The 16,358-nt window shown below is 61.4% G+C and carries 13 protein-coding genes; 4 read left to right on the top strand and 9 right to left on the bottom strand.

Annotated features, from left to right (window positions below; translation table 11 throughout):
- Positions 1-25 precede the first annotated feature (25 nt).
- From ACSQ17_RS00180 to ACSQ17_RS00160, 5 genes are all read right to left on the bottom strand, one after another.
- Entirely contained in the window at positions 26-1,633 is a 1,608-nt protein-coding gene (locus ACSQ17_RS00180) for a carboxyl transferase domain-containing protein (protein WP_436067082.1), read from the bottom strand.
- A gap of 70 nt (positions 1,634-1,703) precedes the next feature.
- A complete protein-coding gene (locus ACSQ17_RS00175; protein ID WP_436067081.1) occupies positions 1,704-2,867 on the bottom strand; it encodes an isovaleryl-CoA dehydrogenase in 1,164 nt (387 codons plus the stop codon).
- A 29-nt stretch (positions 2,868-2,896) separates the two neighbouring features.
- The gene (locus tag ACSQ17_RS00170; protein WP_436067080.1) at positions 2,897-3,298 is read right to left on the bottom strand and encodes a MerR family transcriptional regulator; all 402 of its coding nucleotides are present in this window, start codon (positions 3,296-3,298) and stop codon (positions 2,897-2,899) included.
- A gap of 124 nt (positions 3,299-3,422) precedes the next feature.
- The gene (locus ACSQ17_RS00165) at positions 3,423-3,767 is read right to left on the bottom strand and encodes a low molecular weight protein tyrosine phosphatase family protein (RefSeq protein WP_436067079.1); all 345 of its coding nucleotides are present in this window, start codon (positions 3,765-3,767) and stop codon (positions 3,423-3,425) included.
- Between the two features lie 3 nt (positions 3,768-3,770).
- On the bottom strand, positions 3,771-4,703 hold the full coding sequence (locus ACSQ17_RS00160; protein WP_233684873.1) for a LysR family transcriptional regulator: 933 nt from the start codon (positions 4,701-4,703) through the stop codon (positions 3,771-3,773).
- 158 nt (positions 4,704-4,861) lie between these two features.
- On the opposite strand from ACSQ17_RS00160, the gene ACSQ17_RS00155 reads away from it, so the two are divergent.
- The gene (locus ACSQ17_RS00155; RefSeq protein ID WP_233684874.1) at positions 4,862-6,091 is read left to right on the top strand and encodes an acyl-CoA dehydrogenase; all 1,230 of its coding nucleotides are present in this window, start codon (positions 4,862-4,864) and stop codon (positions 6,089-6,091) included.
- A 54-nt stretch (positions 6,092-6,145) separates the two neighbouring features.
- Here the strand turns inward: ACSQ17_RS00155 and ACSQ17_RS00150 are convergent, their stop codons facing one another.
- From ACSQ17_RS00150 to xthA, 4 genes are all read right to left on the bottom strand, one after another.
- Complete coding sequence (locus ACSQ17_RS00150; RefSeq protein WP_267925804.1) at positions 6,146-6,349, bottom strand: hypothetical protein; 204 nt, start codon at positions 6,347-6,349, stop codon at positions 6,146-6,148.
- Positions 6,350-6,353: 4 nt separating this feature from the next.
- The gene (locus ACSQ17_RS00145) at positions 6,354-7,340 is read right to left on the bottom strand and encodes a TerC family protein (RefSeq protein WP_436067078.1); all 987 of its coding nucleotides are present in this window, start codon (positions 7,338-7,340) and stop codon (positions 6,354-6,356) included.
- A gap of 172 nt (positions 7,341-7,512) precedes the next feature.
- Positions 7,513-8,895 (bottom strand): phosphate ABC transporter substrate-binding/OmpA family protein, encoded by a 1,383-nt coding sequence (locus ACSQ17_RS00140; protein WP_436067077.1) that lies wholly within the window; start codon positions 8,893-8,895, stop codon positions 7,513-7,515.
- Positions 8,896-8,999: 104 nt separating this feature from the next.
- Complete coding sequence (xthA, locus tag ACSQ17_RS00135; protein WP_436067076.1) at positions 9,000-9,815, bottom strand: exodeoxyribonuclease III; 816 nt, start codon at positions 9,813-9,815, stop codon at positions 9,000-9,002.
- A gap of 142 nt (positions 9,816-9,957) precedes the next feature.
- Between xthA and ACSQ17_RS00130 the strand changes: the two genes are divergently transcribed.
- The 3 genes from ACSQ17_RS00130 (at position 9,958) to ACSQ17_RS00120 (ending at position 16,089) form a co-directional block, all read left to right on the top strand.
- Entirely contained in the window at positions 9,958-10,599 is a 642-nt protein-coding gene (locus ACSQ17_RS00130) for a GNAT family N-acetyltransferase (protein ID WP_436067075.1), read from the top strand.
- 97 nt (positions 10,600-10,696) lie between these two features.
- A complete protein-coding gene (locus tag ACSQ17_RS00125; RefSeq protein WP_436067074.1) occupies positions 10,697-12,424 on the top strand; it encodes an autotransporter assembly complex protein TamA in 1,728 nt (575 codons plus the stop codon).
- A complete protein-coding gene (locus ACSQ17_RS00120; RefSeq protein WP_436067073.1) occupies positions 12,421-16,089 on the top strand; it encodes a translocation/assembly module TamB domain-containing protein in 3,669 nt (1,222 codons plus the stop codon). The genes ACSQ17_RS00125 and ACSQ17_RS00120 overlap by 4 nt, the downstream gene beginning before the upstream one ends.
- Positions 16,090-16,358: the final 269 nt, after the last annotated feature.

The raw sequence follows: 16,358 nt of genomic DNA, 5'->3' as shown, positions 1-16,358 counted from the left end.
TGAATAGTGGTGCGCACAGCGCACCCTACATACGAAATACGCCGAAAGTGGTCGGCTCAATCGGCGCGTTGAGGCTGGCCGACAGCGCCAGGCCCAGTACGTCACGGGTTTGTGCCGGGTCGATCACGCCGTCATCCCACAGGCGCGCACTGGAGTAGTAGGGGTGGCCCTGGCGTTCGTACTGCTCGAGGATCGGCTGTTTAAGCGCCGCTTCTTCTTCTGCGGAGAAACGCTGCCCTGCGCGGGCGGCCTGCTCGTGCTTGACCTGTACCAGCACGCCGGCGGCCTGTTCGGCACCCATCACGCCGATACGTGCGTTTGGCCACATCCACAGAAAGCGTGGGTCGTAGGCGCGGCCGCACATGCCGTAGTTACCCGCGCCGAAGCTGCCGCCGATGATCACGGTGAATTTCGGCACCTTGGCGCAGGCCACAGCATTGACCAGCTTGGCCCCGTGCTTGGCGATGCCGCCGGCCTCGTATTTCTGCCCGACCATAAAACCGGTGATGTTCTGCAAGAACAGCAGCGGAATGCCGCGCTGGCAGGCCAGCTCGATAAAGTGCGCGCCTTTCTGTGCAGACTCGGCAAACAAGATGCCGTTATTGGCGAGGATTGCCACCGGATAGCCGTGGATATGCGCAAAACCGCACACCAGGGTGGTGCCGAACAGGGCCTTGAATTCATCGAACACGCTGCCATCGACGGTGCGGGCGATGACTTCGCGCACATCGAAGGGCTGCTTGGCATCTGCCGGAATCACCCCATACAGCTCTTCGCTGCCGTACAGCGGATTAATCGGCGCGCGGTTGTTCAGCACGCCGAGCTTGCGCCAGTTGAGGTTGGCAATTGAGCGGCGGGCCAGAGCTAGGGCGTGTTCGTCGTTGTCGGCATAGTGGTCGGCTACACCGCTGGTTTTGCAGTGCACATCGGCACCGCCGAGGTCTTCGGCGCTGACCACTTCACCCGTGGCGGCTTTTACCAGCGGCGGACCGGCGAGAAAAATGGTCGCCTGGTTGCGCACCATGATCGCTTCATCGGCCATGGCCGGCACATAAGCGCCGCCAGCGGTGCAGGAGCCCATCACCACGGCGATCTGCGGGATACCCATGGCCGACATGTTGGCCTGGTTGAAGAAGATCCGCCCAAAGTGCTCACGGTCGGGAAACACCTCATCCTGACGCGGCAGGTTGGCCCCGCCGGAGTCCACCAGGTAGATGCAGGGCAGGCGGTTTTGCTGGGCGATGGTCTGCGCGCGCAGGTGCTTTTTCACCGTCAGCGGGTAGTAACTGCCGCCTTTAACCGTGGCATCGTTGGCCACGATCATGCATTCGACACCCTCGACCCGGCCGATGCCGGCGACTACGCCAGCGGCGGGTACGTCTTCGCCGTACACCTCATAAGCGGCTAACTGGCCTATTTCCAGAAACGGCGAGCCGATATCCAGCAGGCGGTTGATCCGCTCACGTGGCAGCAGCTTGCCGCGCGAGGTGTGGCGTTCCTGGGCTTTGGCACCGCCGCCCTGGTGAACGCGGGCGAGCAGGGCGCGCAGGTCGTTTACCTGAGTGAGCATCGCCGCGCTGTTGGCAGCGAACTCCGGTGAACGGGTGTTGATCTGGGTGTGCAGGATGGTCATCTGTGCTTCCTGTAGGGTGCGCCGTGCGCACCATGGCAGTGTGTGCGGTGCGCGCGACGCACCCTACGGGTCACTTGGTTTCGTTGAATAGCTCGCGGCCGATCAGCATGCGGCGGATCTCGCTGGTGCCAGCGCCGATCTCATAGAGCTTGGCGTCACGCAGCAGGCGGCCGGCCGGGTACTCGTTGGTGTAGCCGTTGCCGCCGAGCAGCTGGATGGTGTCCAGCGCCATCTTGGTGGCCATCTCAGCGGTGTAGAGAATCACCGCCGCGGCGTCCTTGCGCGATTCCTCGCCGCGGTCGCAGGCCTTGGCCACGTTATAGAGGTAGGACTTGGAGGCGTTCATGCCGGCGTACATGTCGGCCAGCTTGCCTTGCACCAGTTGGAATTCGCCGATCGACTGTTTGAACTGCTGGCGCTCGTGCACGTAGGGCAGCACCACGTCCATGCAGGCCGTCATGATCCCGGTCGGGCCGCCGGAGAGCACGGTGCGTTCGTAGTCCAGGCCGCTCATCAGCACGCGCACACCGCCGCCCTTGACACCGAGAATGTTCTCTTCCGGCACTTCGCAGTCCTCGAACACCAGTTCGCAGGTGTTGGAGCCGCGCATGCCCAGCTTGTCCAGCTTCTGGTGGCGGGAGAAGCCCTTGTAGTCGCGCTCGACGATAAACGCGGTCATGCCGCGCGAGCCGGCGCTGATGTCGGTTTTGGCGTAGATCACGTAGGTGTTGGCATCCGGGCCGTTGGTAATCCACATCTTGTTGCCGTTGAGCACGTAGCGATCACCGCGCTTCTCGGCGCGCAGTTTCATCGACACCACGTCGGAGCCGGCGTTGGGCTCACTCATGGCCAAGGCACCGACGTGTTCACCGGAGCACAGCTTGGGCAGGTACTTGGCCTTTTGCGCGTGAGTGCCGTTCTTGCGGATCTGGTTCAGGCACAGGTTCGAATGCGCACCGTAGGACAGGCCGACCGAAGCCGAGGCGCGGCTGATCTCTTCCATGGCCACCACATGCGCCAGGTAACCCATGTTGGTGCCGCCGTATTCCTCTTCCACGGTCATGCCGAGCAGGCCCATGTCGCCGAACTTGCGCCACATGTCCATGGGGAACTCGTTGTCGCGGTCGATCTGCGCGGCACGGGGGGCCAGCTCGGCTTGCGAGAACTGATACACCGCGTCGCGCAGCATATCGATGGTCTCGCCGAGGCCGAAGTTGAGGGTTGGGTAGCTCATGGTTCCACCTGTAATTTTTAGAGTTAAGTTCAGGAAATAAGCGTTTGTTTTTTATCGGTTTCAGCTAGTGCCGCCAGGCAGCGCTCCTCGGCGGTATCCAGCTCCAGCTGCATCTGTTCGATATCCAGCAGTTGCTGCTGCAACTGGGCGCGGCGCTCGGCGATCTTGGCCATAAAGGTGTGCAGCTGCTTGTGGTTTCCGTGCACCGGGTCGTACAGCTCGATCAGTTCTTTGCATTCGGCGAGGGAAAAACCGATGCGTTTACCACGCAGAATCAGCTTGAGGGTGACCTTGTCCTTGGCGGTGTAGATGCGTTCCTGGCCGCGCCGCTCGGGGCTGAGCATCTGCTGTTCTTCATAGAAACGAATGGCGCGGGTGGTGATATCCAGCTCGCGGGCCAGTTCGGAGATCGAGTAGGTGGTGGCAGACATGCGGCAGCGCTCTCGTTTACCTTTACGTTAACGTAAACATGCCAGTGCCTGCCGTCAAGCCAGGTGAATGCGAAGACAACTGATGTAATCGAGAAAGTTTCTTCTAGATAATTGCTTACAACACTTATCTAGAAAAATAGGGAGGTACACGCTGCTGCAGTATCTGCACCAGCGCGGGCTCCATAAAGGCGTAATCGTCGGGAATGTTGAGGCTGTGAATGCGCTTGTTGCCAAGCAGACGGCGAAATTTTTCGGCCAGTTTGCGTCGATGGCGGCTTTCCATCACCAGGATCAGTTCGGCCCACTCCAGCAGCTCCGGGCTGACCGGATTATCGGCATCGCGGTTGACCCCGGCTGAGGCTGTTTTGACACCAGGCCAGTCAGCAAACAGCTGTTCTGCGGTCGGGCTGCGCAGGCGGTTTTTGGCGCAGATAAATAGCACCCGCAAGGGCGCATGCGTGCGGGTCAAGGCTCAGCCCTGGGCCTTGTCGGCTTTCTTTTCCTGAGCCATGGCTTGCTGGGAAATCTCGATGATCTGCTCGCGCATCCAGCGGTTAGCCGGATCCTGATCGGTGCTTTCGTGCCAGTAGAGGTGAGTTTCCAAGGGCGTCATGTCCTTGATCGGTAGTTCGACAAAATGCAGGTCGTTACGCCGGGCAAAGCGCTCCGGCACGGTCATGGCCATATCCGTGCTTTGCAACACGGTGGTGGCCATCAGGTAATGCTGCGAACGTAGGGCAATCTTGCGCTGGATGCCCATGCGGCCCAGGGCCAGGTCGACGTGACCAAGGCCACTGCGGCGGCTGGAAATATGGATGTGGGTCAGGCCCATGTATTCATCCAGGGTGATCTTGTCTTTGGCCAACGGATGACCACGGCGCAGGGCGCAAACGTAACGGTCTTCCATCAACTTGACGTGGCGCACCTGCGGGTCGGTATTCAGCGGGGCGTCTACGGCAAAGTCCAAGCGGCCGGCGGCCAGCTCCTTGGTGGTTTCGCGGCGCCGCGCCAGCATGCTTTCGATATTCACATTGGGCGCCATACGGCGCAGGCGCTGGAACAAAGGCGGCAGGACGATGGCCTCGGTGAGGTCGGTCATGCTGATGCGGAAGGTCTTGTTGGCCTGGGCTGGGTTGAAAATGCGGCTTTCCTGCACGGAGATGCGCAGCTGCTGCAGCGCGTTGCGCACCGGGCCGATGATGTTCTGCGCCATGGGCGTGGGCACCATGCCTTGAGCGGTGCGCACAAACAGCGGGTCATTAAAGGTTTCCCGCAAACGCGCCAAGGCGTTGGAGACGGCGGGCTGGGTAATACCGACGATCTGTCCGGCGCGGGTTAGATTGGCCTCGGTGTAGATGGCATCGAAGACGACAAAGAGGTTGAGGTCGACCTTGTTCAGATTCATTACACGCTCGCTCCGCAGGTTGTCGGTATCAGTGGATCATATATCGGTGATGAATGTTTATACACAGCGAGAATAGATTAGATAAATCCTAAGCCCTGTTCTAGCATCATTTCCACTCCACCGAATCCCTCATAATCAGCGTCAGAAGGTAGCCACCCATGGATTTCGCCTACTCCCCCAAGGTTCAGGAACTGCGTGAACGCGTCACCGCGTTTATGGAGACCCATGTCTATCCAGCCGAAGCCGTGTTCGAGCAACAGGTCAACGAAGGCGACCGCTGGCAGCCCACCGCGATCATGGAAGAGCTGAAGGCCAAGGCCAAAGCTGAAGGCTTGTGGAACCTGTTTCTGCCGGAATCCGAGCTGGGCGCCGGGCTGACCAACACCGAATACGCGCCGCTGGCGGAAATCATGGGCAGTTCGTTGATCGGTGCCGAGCCGTTCAACTGCGCCGCGCCGGACACCGGCAACATGGAAGTACTGGTGCGTTACGCCAACGAAGCACAGAAGGAGCAGTGGCTCAAGCCGCTGCTGGACGGCACCATCCGTTCCGCATTCGCCATGACCGAGCCTGGTGTGGCCTCGTCCGACGCCACCAATATGGAAGCCCGCGCGGTGCGCGAAGGTGACGAGTGGGTCATCAACGGCCGTAAATGGTGGACTTCCGGTGCCTGCGACCCGCGCTGCAAGATCATGATTTTCATGGGCCTGACCAACCCGGACGGCCCACGCCACCAGCAACACTCGATGATTCTGGTGCCGATGGACGCACCGGGCGTGAAAGTGCTGCGTCCGCTGCCAGTATTCGGTTACGACGACGCGCCGCACGGTCACGCCGAAGTGCTGTTCGAAAACGTCCGCGTGCCGTATGAGAACGTGCTGCTGGGGGAGGGTCGTGGCTTCGAAATCGCCCAGGGTCGCCTTGGCCCAGGTCGCATCCACCACTGCATGCGCTCCATCGGCATGGCCGAGCGCGCACTGAAACTGATGTGCGAGCGCTCGATCAGCCGCACCGCCTTCGGCAAGCCGCTGGCACGTCTGGGTGGCAACATCGATCACATCGCCGACTCGCGTATGGAAATCAACATGGCGCGCCTGCTGACGTTGAACGCCGCGTACATGATGGACACCGTGGGCAACAAGATCGCTGCCAGCGAAATCGCCCAGATCAAGGTAGTGGCCCCCAATGTCGCGCTGAAGGTGATCGACCGCGCCATTCAGATTCACGGTGGTGCCGGGGTGTCCAACGACTTCCCGCTGGCTTACTGGTATGCCATGCAGCGCACCCTGCGTCTGGCCGACGGCCCGGACGAAGTGCACCGCGCGGCGATCGGCAAGTTCGAGATCGGCAAGTACGTGTCCAAGGACATGATGAAAGCAAGCCGCTGATTGCTTCTAGCGAAACGCACAAGGCCCGCAATTGCGGGCCTTGTGCGTTTTGGGTCAGTGCGCGCTTTCCGGCGGGGCGTAGTGGCCAGCCAGCTCGCTGCTTTGCTGCAACCAGAGCATGCGCATATGCAATTGCGCAGCAAAGGCACGGGCTGCCTGTTCTTCGTGAAAGGTCAGGGCGCGACGGCCCATGCGCACTTGCCAGTGCAGCTGGCCGCGTTGCAGCAGCGGTTCGATGACGATGGCGGGTGGGTTCACGCGTTCAATCCTTTGAGGGCTGGGCTCGGGTTCGCAGCAGCGACAATATCACGCCACCGGCCAGCAAACCGAGGGTCACCCCCAGCGAAAGCAGAGCAGGCACCTTGACCAGATCATGCAGAAAAATCTTACCGCCAATGTAGATCAGTACCAGTGCCAGGGCGTATTTCAGGTAAATGAACCGGTGCATCAATGCCGCCAGGGCAAAGTACAGCGAGCGCAGGCCGAGGATGGCGAAGATGTTCGAGGTGTAGACGATAAACGGATCCTGGGAGATAGCCAGTACCGCCGGTACGCTGTCCACGGCAAACACCAGGTCGGCCAGCTCGATCAGCACCAGGGCCAGCAACAATGGCGTGGCATAGAGCTGGGGCTTGCCGCTGACCTTATCGGGCACGCGCACCAGGAAGCGCCCCTCGTGCATCTCGTCGGTGACGCGCATGTGCCGGCGCACGAAGCGGATCATCGGGTTTTGTGCCAGGTCTGGGTGGGATTCCTCGTCATTGCTGCGCAGCATCTTGACGCCACTGAACAGCAGGAACGCGCCGAAGATATAGAGAATCCACTCGAACTCCTGCACCAGCGCTGTGCCCAGGCCAATCATGATCGCGCGTAGCACGATCACCCCGAGGATGCCCCAGAACAGCACGCGGTGCTGAAAGCGCCGGGGAATGTTGAAGTAGCCGAGAATCATCGCCATGACGAACACGTTGTCCATCGACAGCGACTGTTCGACGAGAAAACCGGTGTAGTACTCCAGCGCTTTGGTTGCACCGAGCTGCCACCAGATCCAGCCGCCAAAGGCCACACCGACGCTGAAATAGCCGCTGTACAGCAGCAGGCTTTCGCGCATTTCGATTTCATGCTGATCGCGGTGCAGCACACCGAGGTCGAGTACCAGCAGGCTGATGATTAGGAGCAGAAAGGCCAGCCAGAACCAGCCAGGTGTACCGAAGAGTGGGGTTGCAAAAAAGGCAAGTAGAGCGTCCATGAGCCCTCCCTATGTCTGCCTGAGTTGAAATCGACTCAGTGACTCCGACATCACGGTGAAGGCTTCACCGCCAGAGGGGCCCGGCGTCACGCAGGTAAAGAGTAGCCATCTGCCGCTGTCCTGCCAAGCGTGCCCTTTGTGCGGGTGTAGCGGTGGCAGCATGCACGGCGGCTCAGTAGACCCAGACTTCGACCCGCCGATTCTTGATCCGGCCTTCGTCGGCGCTATTGGCGGCCACCGGCAACTCGTCCCCCAGGCCGATGATGTCACGCATGACCACGCCATCCTTGTTCAGTTCACGGCGCACGGCCATCGCACGCAGCTTGGACAGCAGCTCAGCGCGGGCCGGATCGGCCTTGGCATCGCCGAAACCGACCAGTACCACCTTGCTGTGCAGCTTGTTCTGCTCGCGCAGGTAGCTCTTCAAACGGTTGAGATCGCGCAGGGCTTTGTTATCGAGGCTGGCGCTGCCTTCCTGAAAACGGAAGTTCACTGACAAGCGCTGGGCGTTTTCCGCCAGTTCCTGGTAGTTCGCCGGCATATGTGCCTGGCGGGGTATTTTCACGGCCTGTACGGTCTGCGCGATAAAGCCGTTTTGCTCGACAATTGCCTGCCCCCGAGGGCTGTGGGCAAATTGCACCAGAGCCCGGGCCCAGGGGTTGCTCAGCTCCGGCTGGTTGTAGAGAAACAGGCGGCGCGACAAGGGGTAGTCCTCCGTGGCGATCAACGTCAGGCTGGGCAACATCGCCTGCGACTCGCCGGAAGCGATGGCCACGGCTTTGGCCTGACGGATATACGGCAGGCCGATAAAACCGATGCCGCCAAGGTCCTGACTGACGGCATCAGAAAGTTTTTCACTGGATTCGAAGCGCTTTGCCTTACTGCTCAGGGCTTTGCCATTGGCGCTCAGCACCAGCTCCTTGAAGGTATCGAAGGTGCCGGATTGGTCATCGCGGGCGTACAAGGTGATGGGACCGGCTGGCGCCCCCAGTTGCGCCCAGTCACTGATCTCGCCGGCAAAGACCTGCGCCAGTTGCGTGGTATTCAGCGCGACCAGTGGGTTGCTGGGGTGCAGAATGATCGCCAGGCCATCCAGGGCAATGATCTGTTCGGCGGCCGGGCTTTTCAGATCACCCAGCGGCTGCAGACTGTTGGCCTCGCTGTCCTTGATCGGCCGGGAAGAGGCGGCGATGTCGGCACTGCCGTCGCCCAGGGCAGTAAAACCGGTACCCGAACCGTGGGCGGCCACTTCGATGCTCACGCTGCGGCCGTCTGTGGCCTTGCCGCTGACAATCTGTTCGTTTTCGGCATTGCCGGCTTCGATGCGAATAGCGCTGAGCCCCTGTTCCTCAAGCAAGCCCTTGACCAACGCCGGGCCAAGCCGTGCGCCAATGGTGTTCGAACCCTGGATGCGCAGCACACTGCTGTCGCTGTTGGGCAGCGGCACGGCGGCAAACACTGACCAGGGCAGGGCATAGCAGATTGAGCCGAGCAGCAGAAAGCTGATGGTGCGGGTCCAGGTTTCGTGATCGGAAGCAGAGCGGGTGCGCGGCATGCGGCAAACACCTTGTATGGGTGAGTGAAAGTGCCGCGACGATAAGACAAACAAGTGACTGCAATATGACAGTCACTCATCCATGCAAAGGCTCTGCGCTGGGCTTACTGGCCAAGCTCCAGCCAGATGGGGGCGTGATCAGACGGCTTTTCCATGCCGCGCAGGTCGTAGTCGACCCCGGCATCCTTGATGCGCCCTTGCAGCGCCTGGGAGGCGAGAATCACGTCGATGCGCAGGCCACGCTTGGGTTCATCTTCGAAGCCCCGGCTGCGGTAATCGAACCAACTGAAACGGTCATTCACCGCCGGGTTGAGATGGCGGAAGCTGTCGACCAGGCCCCAGTTTTTCAAGGTAGCCAGCCACTCGCGCTCTTCCGGCAGAAAGCTGCATTTGCCGGTTTTCAGCCAGCGCAGGCGGTTTGGCTCGCCAATGCCGATGTCGCAATCTTCCGGAGAAATATTGATGTCGCCCATCACCACCAGCGCCTGCTCGGGGCTGAACTGACTGACCAGCAGATTGTGCAGGTCGGCATAGAAGCGCTGCTTGGCCGGGAACTTGGTGGGGTGATCGCGGCTTTCACCTTGCGGGAAGTAGCCGTTCATCACCGTCACCGGGTTGCCTTGGGCGTCGGCGAAGGTGCCGTAGATAAAGCGCCGCTGGGCGTCTTCGGCATCACCGGGAAAGCCCTTGTGCAGGCTCAGGGGCGCCTGGCGCGAGAGCAGGGCGACGCCGTAGTGACCTTTTTGCCCGTGGTAATGCACGTGATAACCGAGCTGACGAATCTCTGCCTCGGGGAACTGCTCGTCGGCCACTTTGGTTTCCTGCAAACCGATCACATCCGGCTGATGTTTGTCGATCAGCGCTGCCAGTTGATGCGGGCGGGCACGCAGGCCATTGATATTGAAGGAGACGATCTTCATGGGCGGCAGTCCTGAATAAAGCAGCGGGAAAGCCGGCAATGCTAGCCCAGCGAGCGCGCCATCTGCCAGCCTGTGGCGGTGCCGGATGGCCGGTGCTAACGTGGCTGAAGGCCCAATAAATCAAGAACAACAGAGGTCCCTGATGCCCGACAGTCTCGCCGAAGTCCGTCTGCTCGACGGCGGTTATGCCCGTGAAGCCCGTTCCCTGCTGTATCAGGCCTACCGCCATGACCCCACGTTTGCCTATCTGTTCGAAGCCGAACGGGCGGGTTATGACCAACGGGTACGCGCCACGGTGCGTGAACTGGTGCAACAGCACTTTGCCGAAGACCTGCCCGCCATCGGTTTGCTGATCGACGACCGGCTGATCGGCATGGCCCTGATCGCACCGCCGCAGCGGCGGATGGACATCACCGAAAGCTGGGCGTGGCGCATGCGCATGTTGCTGACCACCGGTTTTCGCTGCACCAAACGCTACCTGGCCTACCACGACGCCGTGATCGCCTGTCTGCCGCCGGGGCCGTATCACGTGCTGCCGTTAATCGGTGTTCACCCACAATACCAGGGCAAACGCCTCGGTGAGCAGCTGCTCGAAGCGTTGCACAACTGGTGCGCAGAGGACGCCAGCTCGCAGGGCGTGGTGCTCGATACCGGCAACGCGCACTACCTGGAGTTCTACAAACGCCAGGGTTACGAGGAAATTGGCGAGGTGGCCATCGGCCCGATTATCGAGCACGTGTTCTTCCATCCCAACCCGCAGGTCACAGTCAAAGCCAGTGCCTGAAACGGCGATGCGATGTGCCGGATGACACATCGCATCGCAACTATTTGCCGGCACTGCGGCTCTAAATCGGCCATTGGCTCGTGCTAGCATCGCCTCCATGCCTGTTTTTCCCAACCTAGTCAGTGGCGTTTGCCTGCTTTTGCTGAGTGCTGCGGCCCTGGCCGAAGCGCAGCTGCGTGTGCGGGTTGAACCGGCCAATAGCGCGCTGAAAAGCAATATCGAAGGCTATATCGGCAGCCTGGGCGACCGTGATGCCGAGGCCTTGCAACGCTATCGCCGCGTGGCCGAGAACCAGGCCGAGAAAGCCGCCCAGGCGCTGGGCTATTATCAGGCGCAGATCACCACCGAGGTAAGCGAGGGCGCAACACCGCGCCTGACCTTGCGGATTCAACCAGGCGAGCCGGTGCGTTTGCGTGATGTGGTAGTGCGTATCGAGGGGCCAGCGACAGAATTGCGGGCTTTTCGCACCCCCAATGATCCGCAACTGCGCAGTGGCGCGCCGCTCAACCACGGGCATTACGATGCCGCCAAACGCGAGATCCAGAACCAGGCGTCGCGTTATGGCTTCTTCGCCGGGCGTTTCAGCCGCCAGCGCCTGACGATTGACCCAGATGCCGGGGTGGCGGACATCGAGCTGATTTATAACAGTGGTCCGCGTTACCGGCTCGGTGCCGTGCAGTTTGTCGGCGATGCGCCCTTCGATGAGCAGTTGTTGCAGCGCATGGTGCCGTTCCCGGCGGATACGCCCTATGACTCGACGCTGATTGCCGAGCTGTATCAGGCGCTGCGTTCCAGCGGGTATTTCGAGTCCGTGCAGGTGGATGCCAATCCCAGCAGTGCCGCCAGTGAGCAGATTCCGGTGCAGGTTCAGCTGCAGGCACGCAAGCCACGCAGCATGGGCCTTGGCCTGGGTTTTTCTACCGACGTCGGTCCGCGCGGCCGGGCCAACTGGACGCGCCACTGGGCCAATCCGCAGGGGCACAGTTATGGCGCCGAGTTCGAGCTGTCGGCACCCCGGCAGAATGTCGGACTCTGGTATGACGTGCCGCTGGATCCGCCGCTCACCGATAAGCTGCGTGTTGCCGGTGGCTACCAGGCCGAGGATCTGGCCAATACTGACAGCAACAGCCGCCTGCTGACCTTCGGCCCGGAGTGGCACAGCAAGCTCGACAACGGCTGGCAGCGCGTACTGTCGTTGAAATGGCAGCATGAGCAGTACGACCTGGGCGATGACGCCGGCACCAGCACGCTGCTGATGCCCGGCATCAGTTACTCCTACCTGCACAGCGACAATCAGATCGACCCCAACCACGGCTACCGCTTGCAATTCGACCTGGCAGGCGCGGCCAAGGGGTTGCTGTCCGATGCCAATGTGTTGCACGGCAATATCCAGCTCAAGGGCCTGACCACGTTCTTCCAGCGCCATCGCGTGCTGGGCCGGGTGCAGCTGGGTGGCACCGAATCCGATGGTTTCGCCAATGTGCCGCCATCGCTGCGGTTCTTTGCTGGTGGCGACCAGAGCGTGCGCGGCTATGACTACCAGAGCCTGTCCCCGGAAAACCGTGCCGGCGACAAGATCGGCGGGCGCTATCTGTTCACCAGCAGCCTGGAATACCAATACAGCCTGACCGAACGCTGGCGGCTGGCGAGTTTCTTCGATCAGGGCAATACCTTTGATTCGCTGCAGATCCCCTCGCTGAAAAGCGCGGTGGGCGTTGGCGTACGTTGGGTATCACCGCTGGGGCCGTTGCGCCTCGACCTGGCGCATCCACTGGATGATGAAGGCGGTGTGCGGCTGCATTTCTCTATGGGACCGGAACTGTGAAGCGCGGGCTGCGTAATACGCTGCTCGGCTTGTTCGGGCTACTGCTTGTGATGTTTGCCAGCCTGAGTCTGCTACTCGGCACCCAGGGCGGCAGCCGCTGGTTATTGGCGCAGGTGCCGGGCTTGCAGGTCGACGACTTCAATGGCCGCCTGGGTGGCAGTTGGACTGCGACACAGCTGCGCTGGCAGCAGGGCGAGAATAGCGTGCAGGTCATGGCCCTCAGCCTGGACTGGTCGCCGAGCTGCCTGTTACGCCTGACCCTGTGCATCAAACAACTGCGTAGCGGGCCGATCAGCCTGGTTTTCCCTGACGATGAGCAGCCCAGCAGCGAGCCGTTCAGCCTGCCGGATCTGAGCCTGCCGTTGGCGCTGCAACTGGGCGAGGTACGGATCGACAGCCTGCAACTCAATGGCGTCGAGCAGCTGCACGGACTGCAATTGGCGGCGCGTTGGACGGCGCAAGGCATTCAGATTGATAACCTCAGCCTGGATACTGCCGATCTGCAGGTGGCGTTGCAGGGGCGGGTGCAGACCTCGGGCAACTGGCCGCTGCAACTGAACGGACAGCTGCAATTGCTAGCGCCCGAGCAACAGGCTTGGCCCATAGCACTACAACTCAATGGTGAGCTGCGCGAGCGGGTGCAACTGACAGCCAGCAGCAGCGGCTATCTGCAAGGTGAGCTGAGCGGCTGGTTGCAACCGCTGGCGGAGCACCTGCCGGCGCAACTGCGCGTGCAGGTTGCTGCCTTCAAGGCCAGCGCCGAGTTGCCGGATAGCCTGACGCTTGAGCAGATTGAGCTAAATGCCCAAGGCGATCTGCAAGCCGGTTATCAACTGATCGGCAGTGCCAGCCTGCCAGCGGTAGACGGGCCGGTTGCTCTGGCGTTAGCAGGATTACTCAAGGCGGATGGTGCAACGCTCAGCAACCTGAGCCTGACAGCCAGCCCGGAGCAGCGTGTACAACTCAGCGGCGAACTGAACTGGCAGCAGGGCCTGAGCCTGGATAGCCGCTTCGACTGGCAGAACTTCCCCTGGCAGCGCCTCTACCCGCTGGCGGATGCACCGCCTGTGGCGTTACGTACGCTTACCGGTGAGCTGGCCTATCAGAACGGCAATTACCTCGGGCATTTCGCCGCCGACTTGGATGGCCCTGCCGGTGCCTTTAGCCTGCAAAGCCCGCTGAGTGGCGATTTACAGAAACTCTACCTGCCCGAGCTGCGTCTACAGGCCGGCCAGGGCCTCGCCGAAGGCCAGGTCAGCCTGGGTTTTGCCGAGCAACTGAGCTGGGATGTACGCCTGCAACTCAGCCAGCTTGACCCGGCCTATTGGCTGGCCGAGTTGCCCGGCAGCCTGGCTGGCCCACTCAACAGCTCGGGCAGCCTGATCAATCAGCAGCTCAAGTTGAACGCCGATATCGACCTTAACGGCCGTTTGCGTGGGCAGCCGGCCAAGCTGCTGGCGACGTTTGCCGGCGGCCTGGAGCAGGGTGAGCTGAGTGCTCTGGATATCCGCCTGGGTGATAACCGCATCAGCGGCAAAGCGGCCTTGCAGCAACAGCTGAGCGGCCAATTATTACTAGCGATGCCGCGCCTGGGTCAGCTGTGGCCGGGTCTTCAGGGACAGCTTAATGGCCAGCTGGATCTGGCCGGCAGCGTGTACGCACCGCAAGGCCAGTTGCAGCTGCAAGGCCAGCGCCTGGCCCTTGCAGATCAGCGCCTGCAACAACTCAAACTCGACGCCAGCCTGAACAGCGCCCAGCGTGGCCAGATCAGCCTGCAGGCGTTGGGCATTGCGCTGGGCGAAACCGAGCTGGGACGTTTGGATGCAAACGCCACGGGCAATCAACATCAGCAAAGTCTCGAGTTACAGCTGCAAGGCCCACTGCTGAACAGCCAACTGGCCTTGGCCGGCAAACTGGACAAGGGTAACTGGCGCGGCAGCCTGAGCCGGGCCGAGGTGCAAAGCAGCGGTCAGGATTGGCGGTTGCAACAACCGGCCAGCCTGCAGCGCCTGGCCAACGGGCAGCTCAGCCTAGGCGCGCATTGCTGGCGTTCAGGCGAGGCCAGCCTGTGTGGCACAGAGCAGCGCCTGCTGCCACAGCCCAAGCTGAACTACCAGCTGAGCAACTTCCCCATGGACAGCCTGGCGGCCCTGTGGCCCGAGGATTTCGCCTGGCAAGGTGAACTCAATGGCCGGCTGCAACTGGATCTGCCGGCCAGCGGGCCAAATGGCCGCCTGGAGCTGGATGCCGGCAGTGGCATCTGGCGTATCCGTGATCAGCAGCAGTGGCTGGAATTTGCCTATGACAGCCTGCGCCTGAGCACTCAACTGCGCCCACAGCGTATCGACAGTTTGTTCGAGTTGCATGGCCCGGCTATCGGTGAGCTGTCGCTGCAGGCGCAGCTGGACCCACGCCCTGCGAGCAAACCGCTGTCCGGCAGCTTCCGCCTGAACGGACTGGACCTGGCCCTGGTACGTCCGTTTGTACCAATGGTCGAGCGTATTGCCGGGCAGCTGAATGGTGCCGGCACGCTCACCGGCGGGCTGCTGGCACCGCAGATCAACGGTAACTTGCGGGTGCAGGGCGGTGAGATTGCCGGGGGCGAGCTGCCGATGAATATCGAGCAACTGCAATTGCTCGCACGCATCGAGGGTGAGCGCCTGCAACTGGAAGGCGACTGGCGCAGCGGCGAGCAAGGACAGGGCAGCCTCAATGGCGAGTTGAGCTGGGCCGATGGATTGCGGGCTGATATGCAACTGCGTGGCCGCCGTCTACCGGTGACAGTGGAGCCTTACGCAGCGCTGGAAGTTGAGCCGGATCTGCGTTTAAGCCTGCACGATGAGCAGCTGTCGCTGGCCGGCAAAGTGCTGATACCCAGCGGCAAGATCGAAGTGCGCGAGCTGCCACCTTCAACCGTACAGGTATCCAGCGATGCCCAGGTGCTTGGGCGTGACAGCGCGGCACAACAGGCCACGGCGATTGCCATGGATATCGATGTCGAGGTTGGTCAGCAGCGCCTGACCTTTAGCGGCTTTGGTCTGAATGCCGAGTTGCTCGGCCAGGTGCATATCGGCAATGACCTCGATACCCGTGGCGAGCTGAGCCTGAACAAGGGGCGTTTCCGCGCTTATGGCCAGCGCCTGAATGTGCGCCGGGCGCGCCTGCTGTTCGCCGGGCCGATCGATCAGCCGTTTCTCGATATCGAGGCGGTGCGTCAGGTCGATGACGTCACTGCCGGTCTGCGCTTGAGCGGCAACGCGGCGCAGCCCACCAGCACGGTATTTTCCGAGCCGGCGATGAGCCAGGAACAGGCGTTGTCCTACCTGATCATGGGACGGCCGCTGGGGCAGGGCGGCGGCGACAACAACATGCTGGCGCAAGCCGCGCTGGCACTGGGCATGGCCGGCAGTGCGCCGCTGGTCAACAGCCTGGCGCAAGGCCTGGGTATCAGCGACTTTCAGCTCGACACCCAGGGCAGTGGCGTGACCACCAGCGTGGTGGCCAGCGGTAATTTGTCCGAACGCCTGAGCCTGCGTTATGGCGTTGGGGTGTTCGAGCCGGCGAACACCATCGCTTTGCGTTACGAACTGAGCCGAAGGCTCTATCTTGAGGCTGCCAGCGGGCTGGCCAGTTCGCTTGATCTGTTCTATCGCCGCGACTTTTAGCAAACCAATTTTCTGCGGGGTGATGCTGGATTAAGCCCGTTAGTTCGCGTTTAAATTGCGCACCTCGCTCAAAATCTCTGAGCGTTCAAATCTAAATAGTGAAAACCACTGTCCCTGTCTTCATATACTGACCGCCGCTGATGCCCTGGCAGTCGTTGTACTGGCTGGGACAGCCCGATCCGCTGCCTACAGACGCACCCACCCGGTTCGCAATCTGTGCACCAGCCTGGCCTACCCGGCAATCGGACAAGCGAAGGCTATCCACTTCG

The sequence above is a fragment of the Pseudomonas sp. LjRoot71 genome, from assembly GCF_964253255.1.
GTDB lineage: Bacteria > Pseudomonadota > Gammaproteobacteria > Pseudomonadales > Pseudomonadaceae > Aquipseudomonas.
The sequence above is the reverse complement of the archived record's forward strand: the minus strand, read 5'-3'. Positions and strand labels throughout refer to the sequence as shown.

Coding starts and splice junctions, on each gene's coding strand:
- ACSQ17_RS00180 (WP_436067082.1), bottom strand. CDS start 1,633: ATGACCATCCTGCACACCCAGATCAACACCCGTTCACCGGAGTTCGCT.
- ACSQ17_RS00155 (WP_233684874.1), top strand. CDS start 4,862: ATGGATTTCGCCTACTCCCCCAAGGTTCAGGAACTGCGTGAACGCGTC.
- ACSQ17_RS00170 (WP_436067080.1), bottom strand. CDS start 3,298: ATGTCTGCCACCACCTACTCGATCTCCGAACTGGCCCGCGAGCTGGAT.
- ACSQ17_RS00130 (WP_436067075.1), top strand. CDS start 9,958: ATGCCCGACAGTCTCGCCGAAGTCCGTCTGCTCGACGGCGGTTATGCC.
- xthA (WP_436067076.1), bottom strand. CDS start 9,815: ATGAAGATCGTCTCCTTCAATATCAATGGCCTGCGTGCCCGCCCGCAT.
- ACSQ17_RS00145 (WP_436067078.1), bottom strand. CDS start 7,340: ATGGACGCTCTACTTGCCTTTTTTGCAACCCCACTCTTCGGTACACCT.
- ACSQ17_RS00125 (WP_436067074.1), top strand. CDS start 10,697: ATGCCTGTTTTTCCCAACCTAGTCAGTGGCGTTTGCCTGCTTTTGCTG.
- ACSQ17_RS00160 (WP_233684873.1), bottom strand. CDS start 4,703: ATGAATCTGAACAAGGTCGACCTCAACCTCTTTGTCGTCTTCGATGCC.
- ACSQ17_RS00140 (WP_436067077.1), bottom strand. CDS start 8,895: ATGCCGCGCACCCGCTCTGCTTCCGATCACGAAACCTGGACCCGCACC.
- ACSQ17_RS00175 (WP_436067081.1), bottom strand. CDS start 2,867: ATGAGCTACCCAACCCTCAACTTCGGCCTCGGCGAGACCATCGATATG.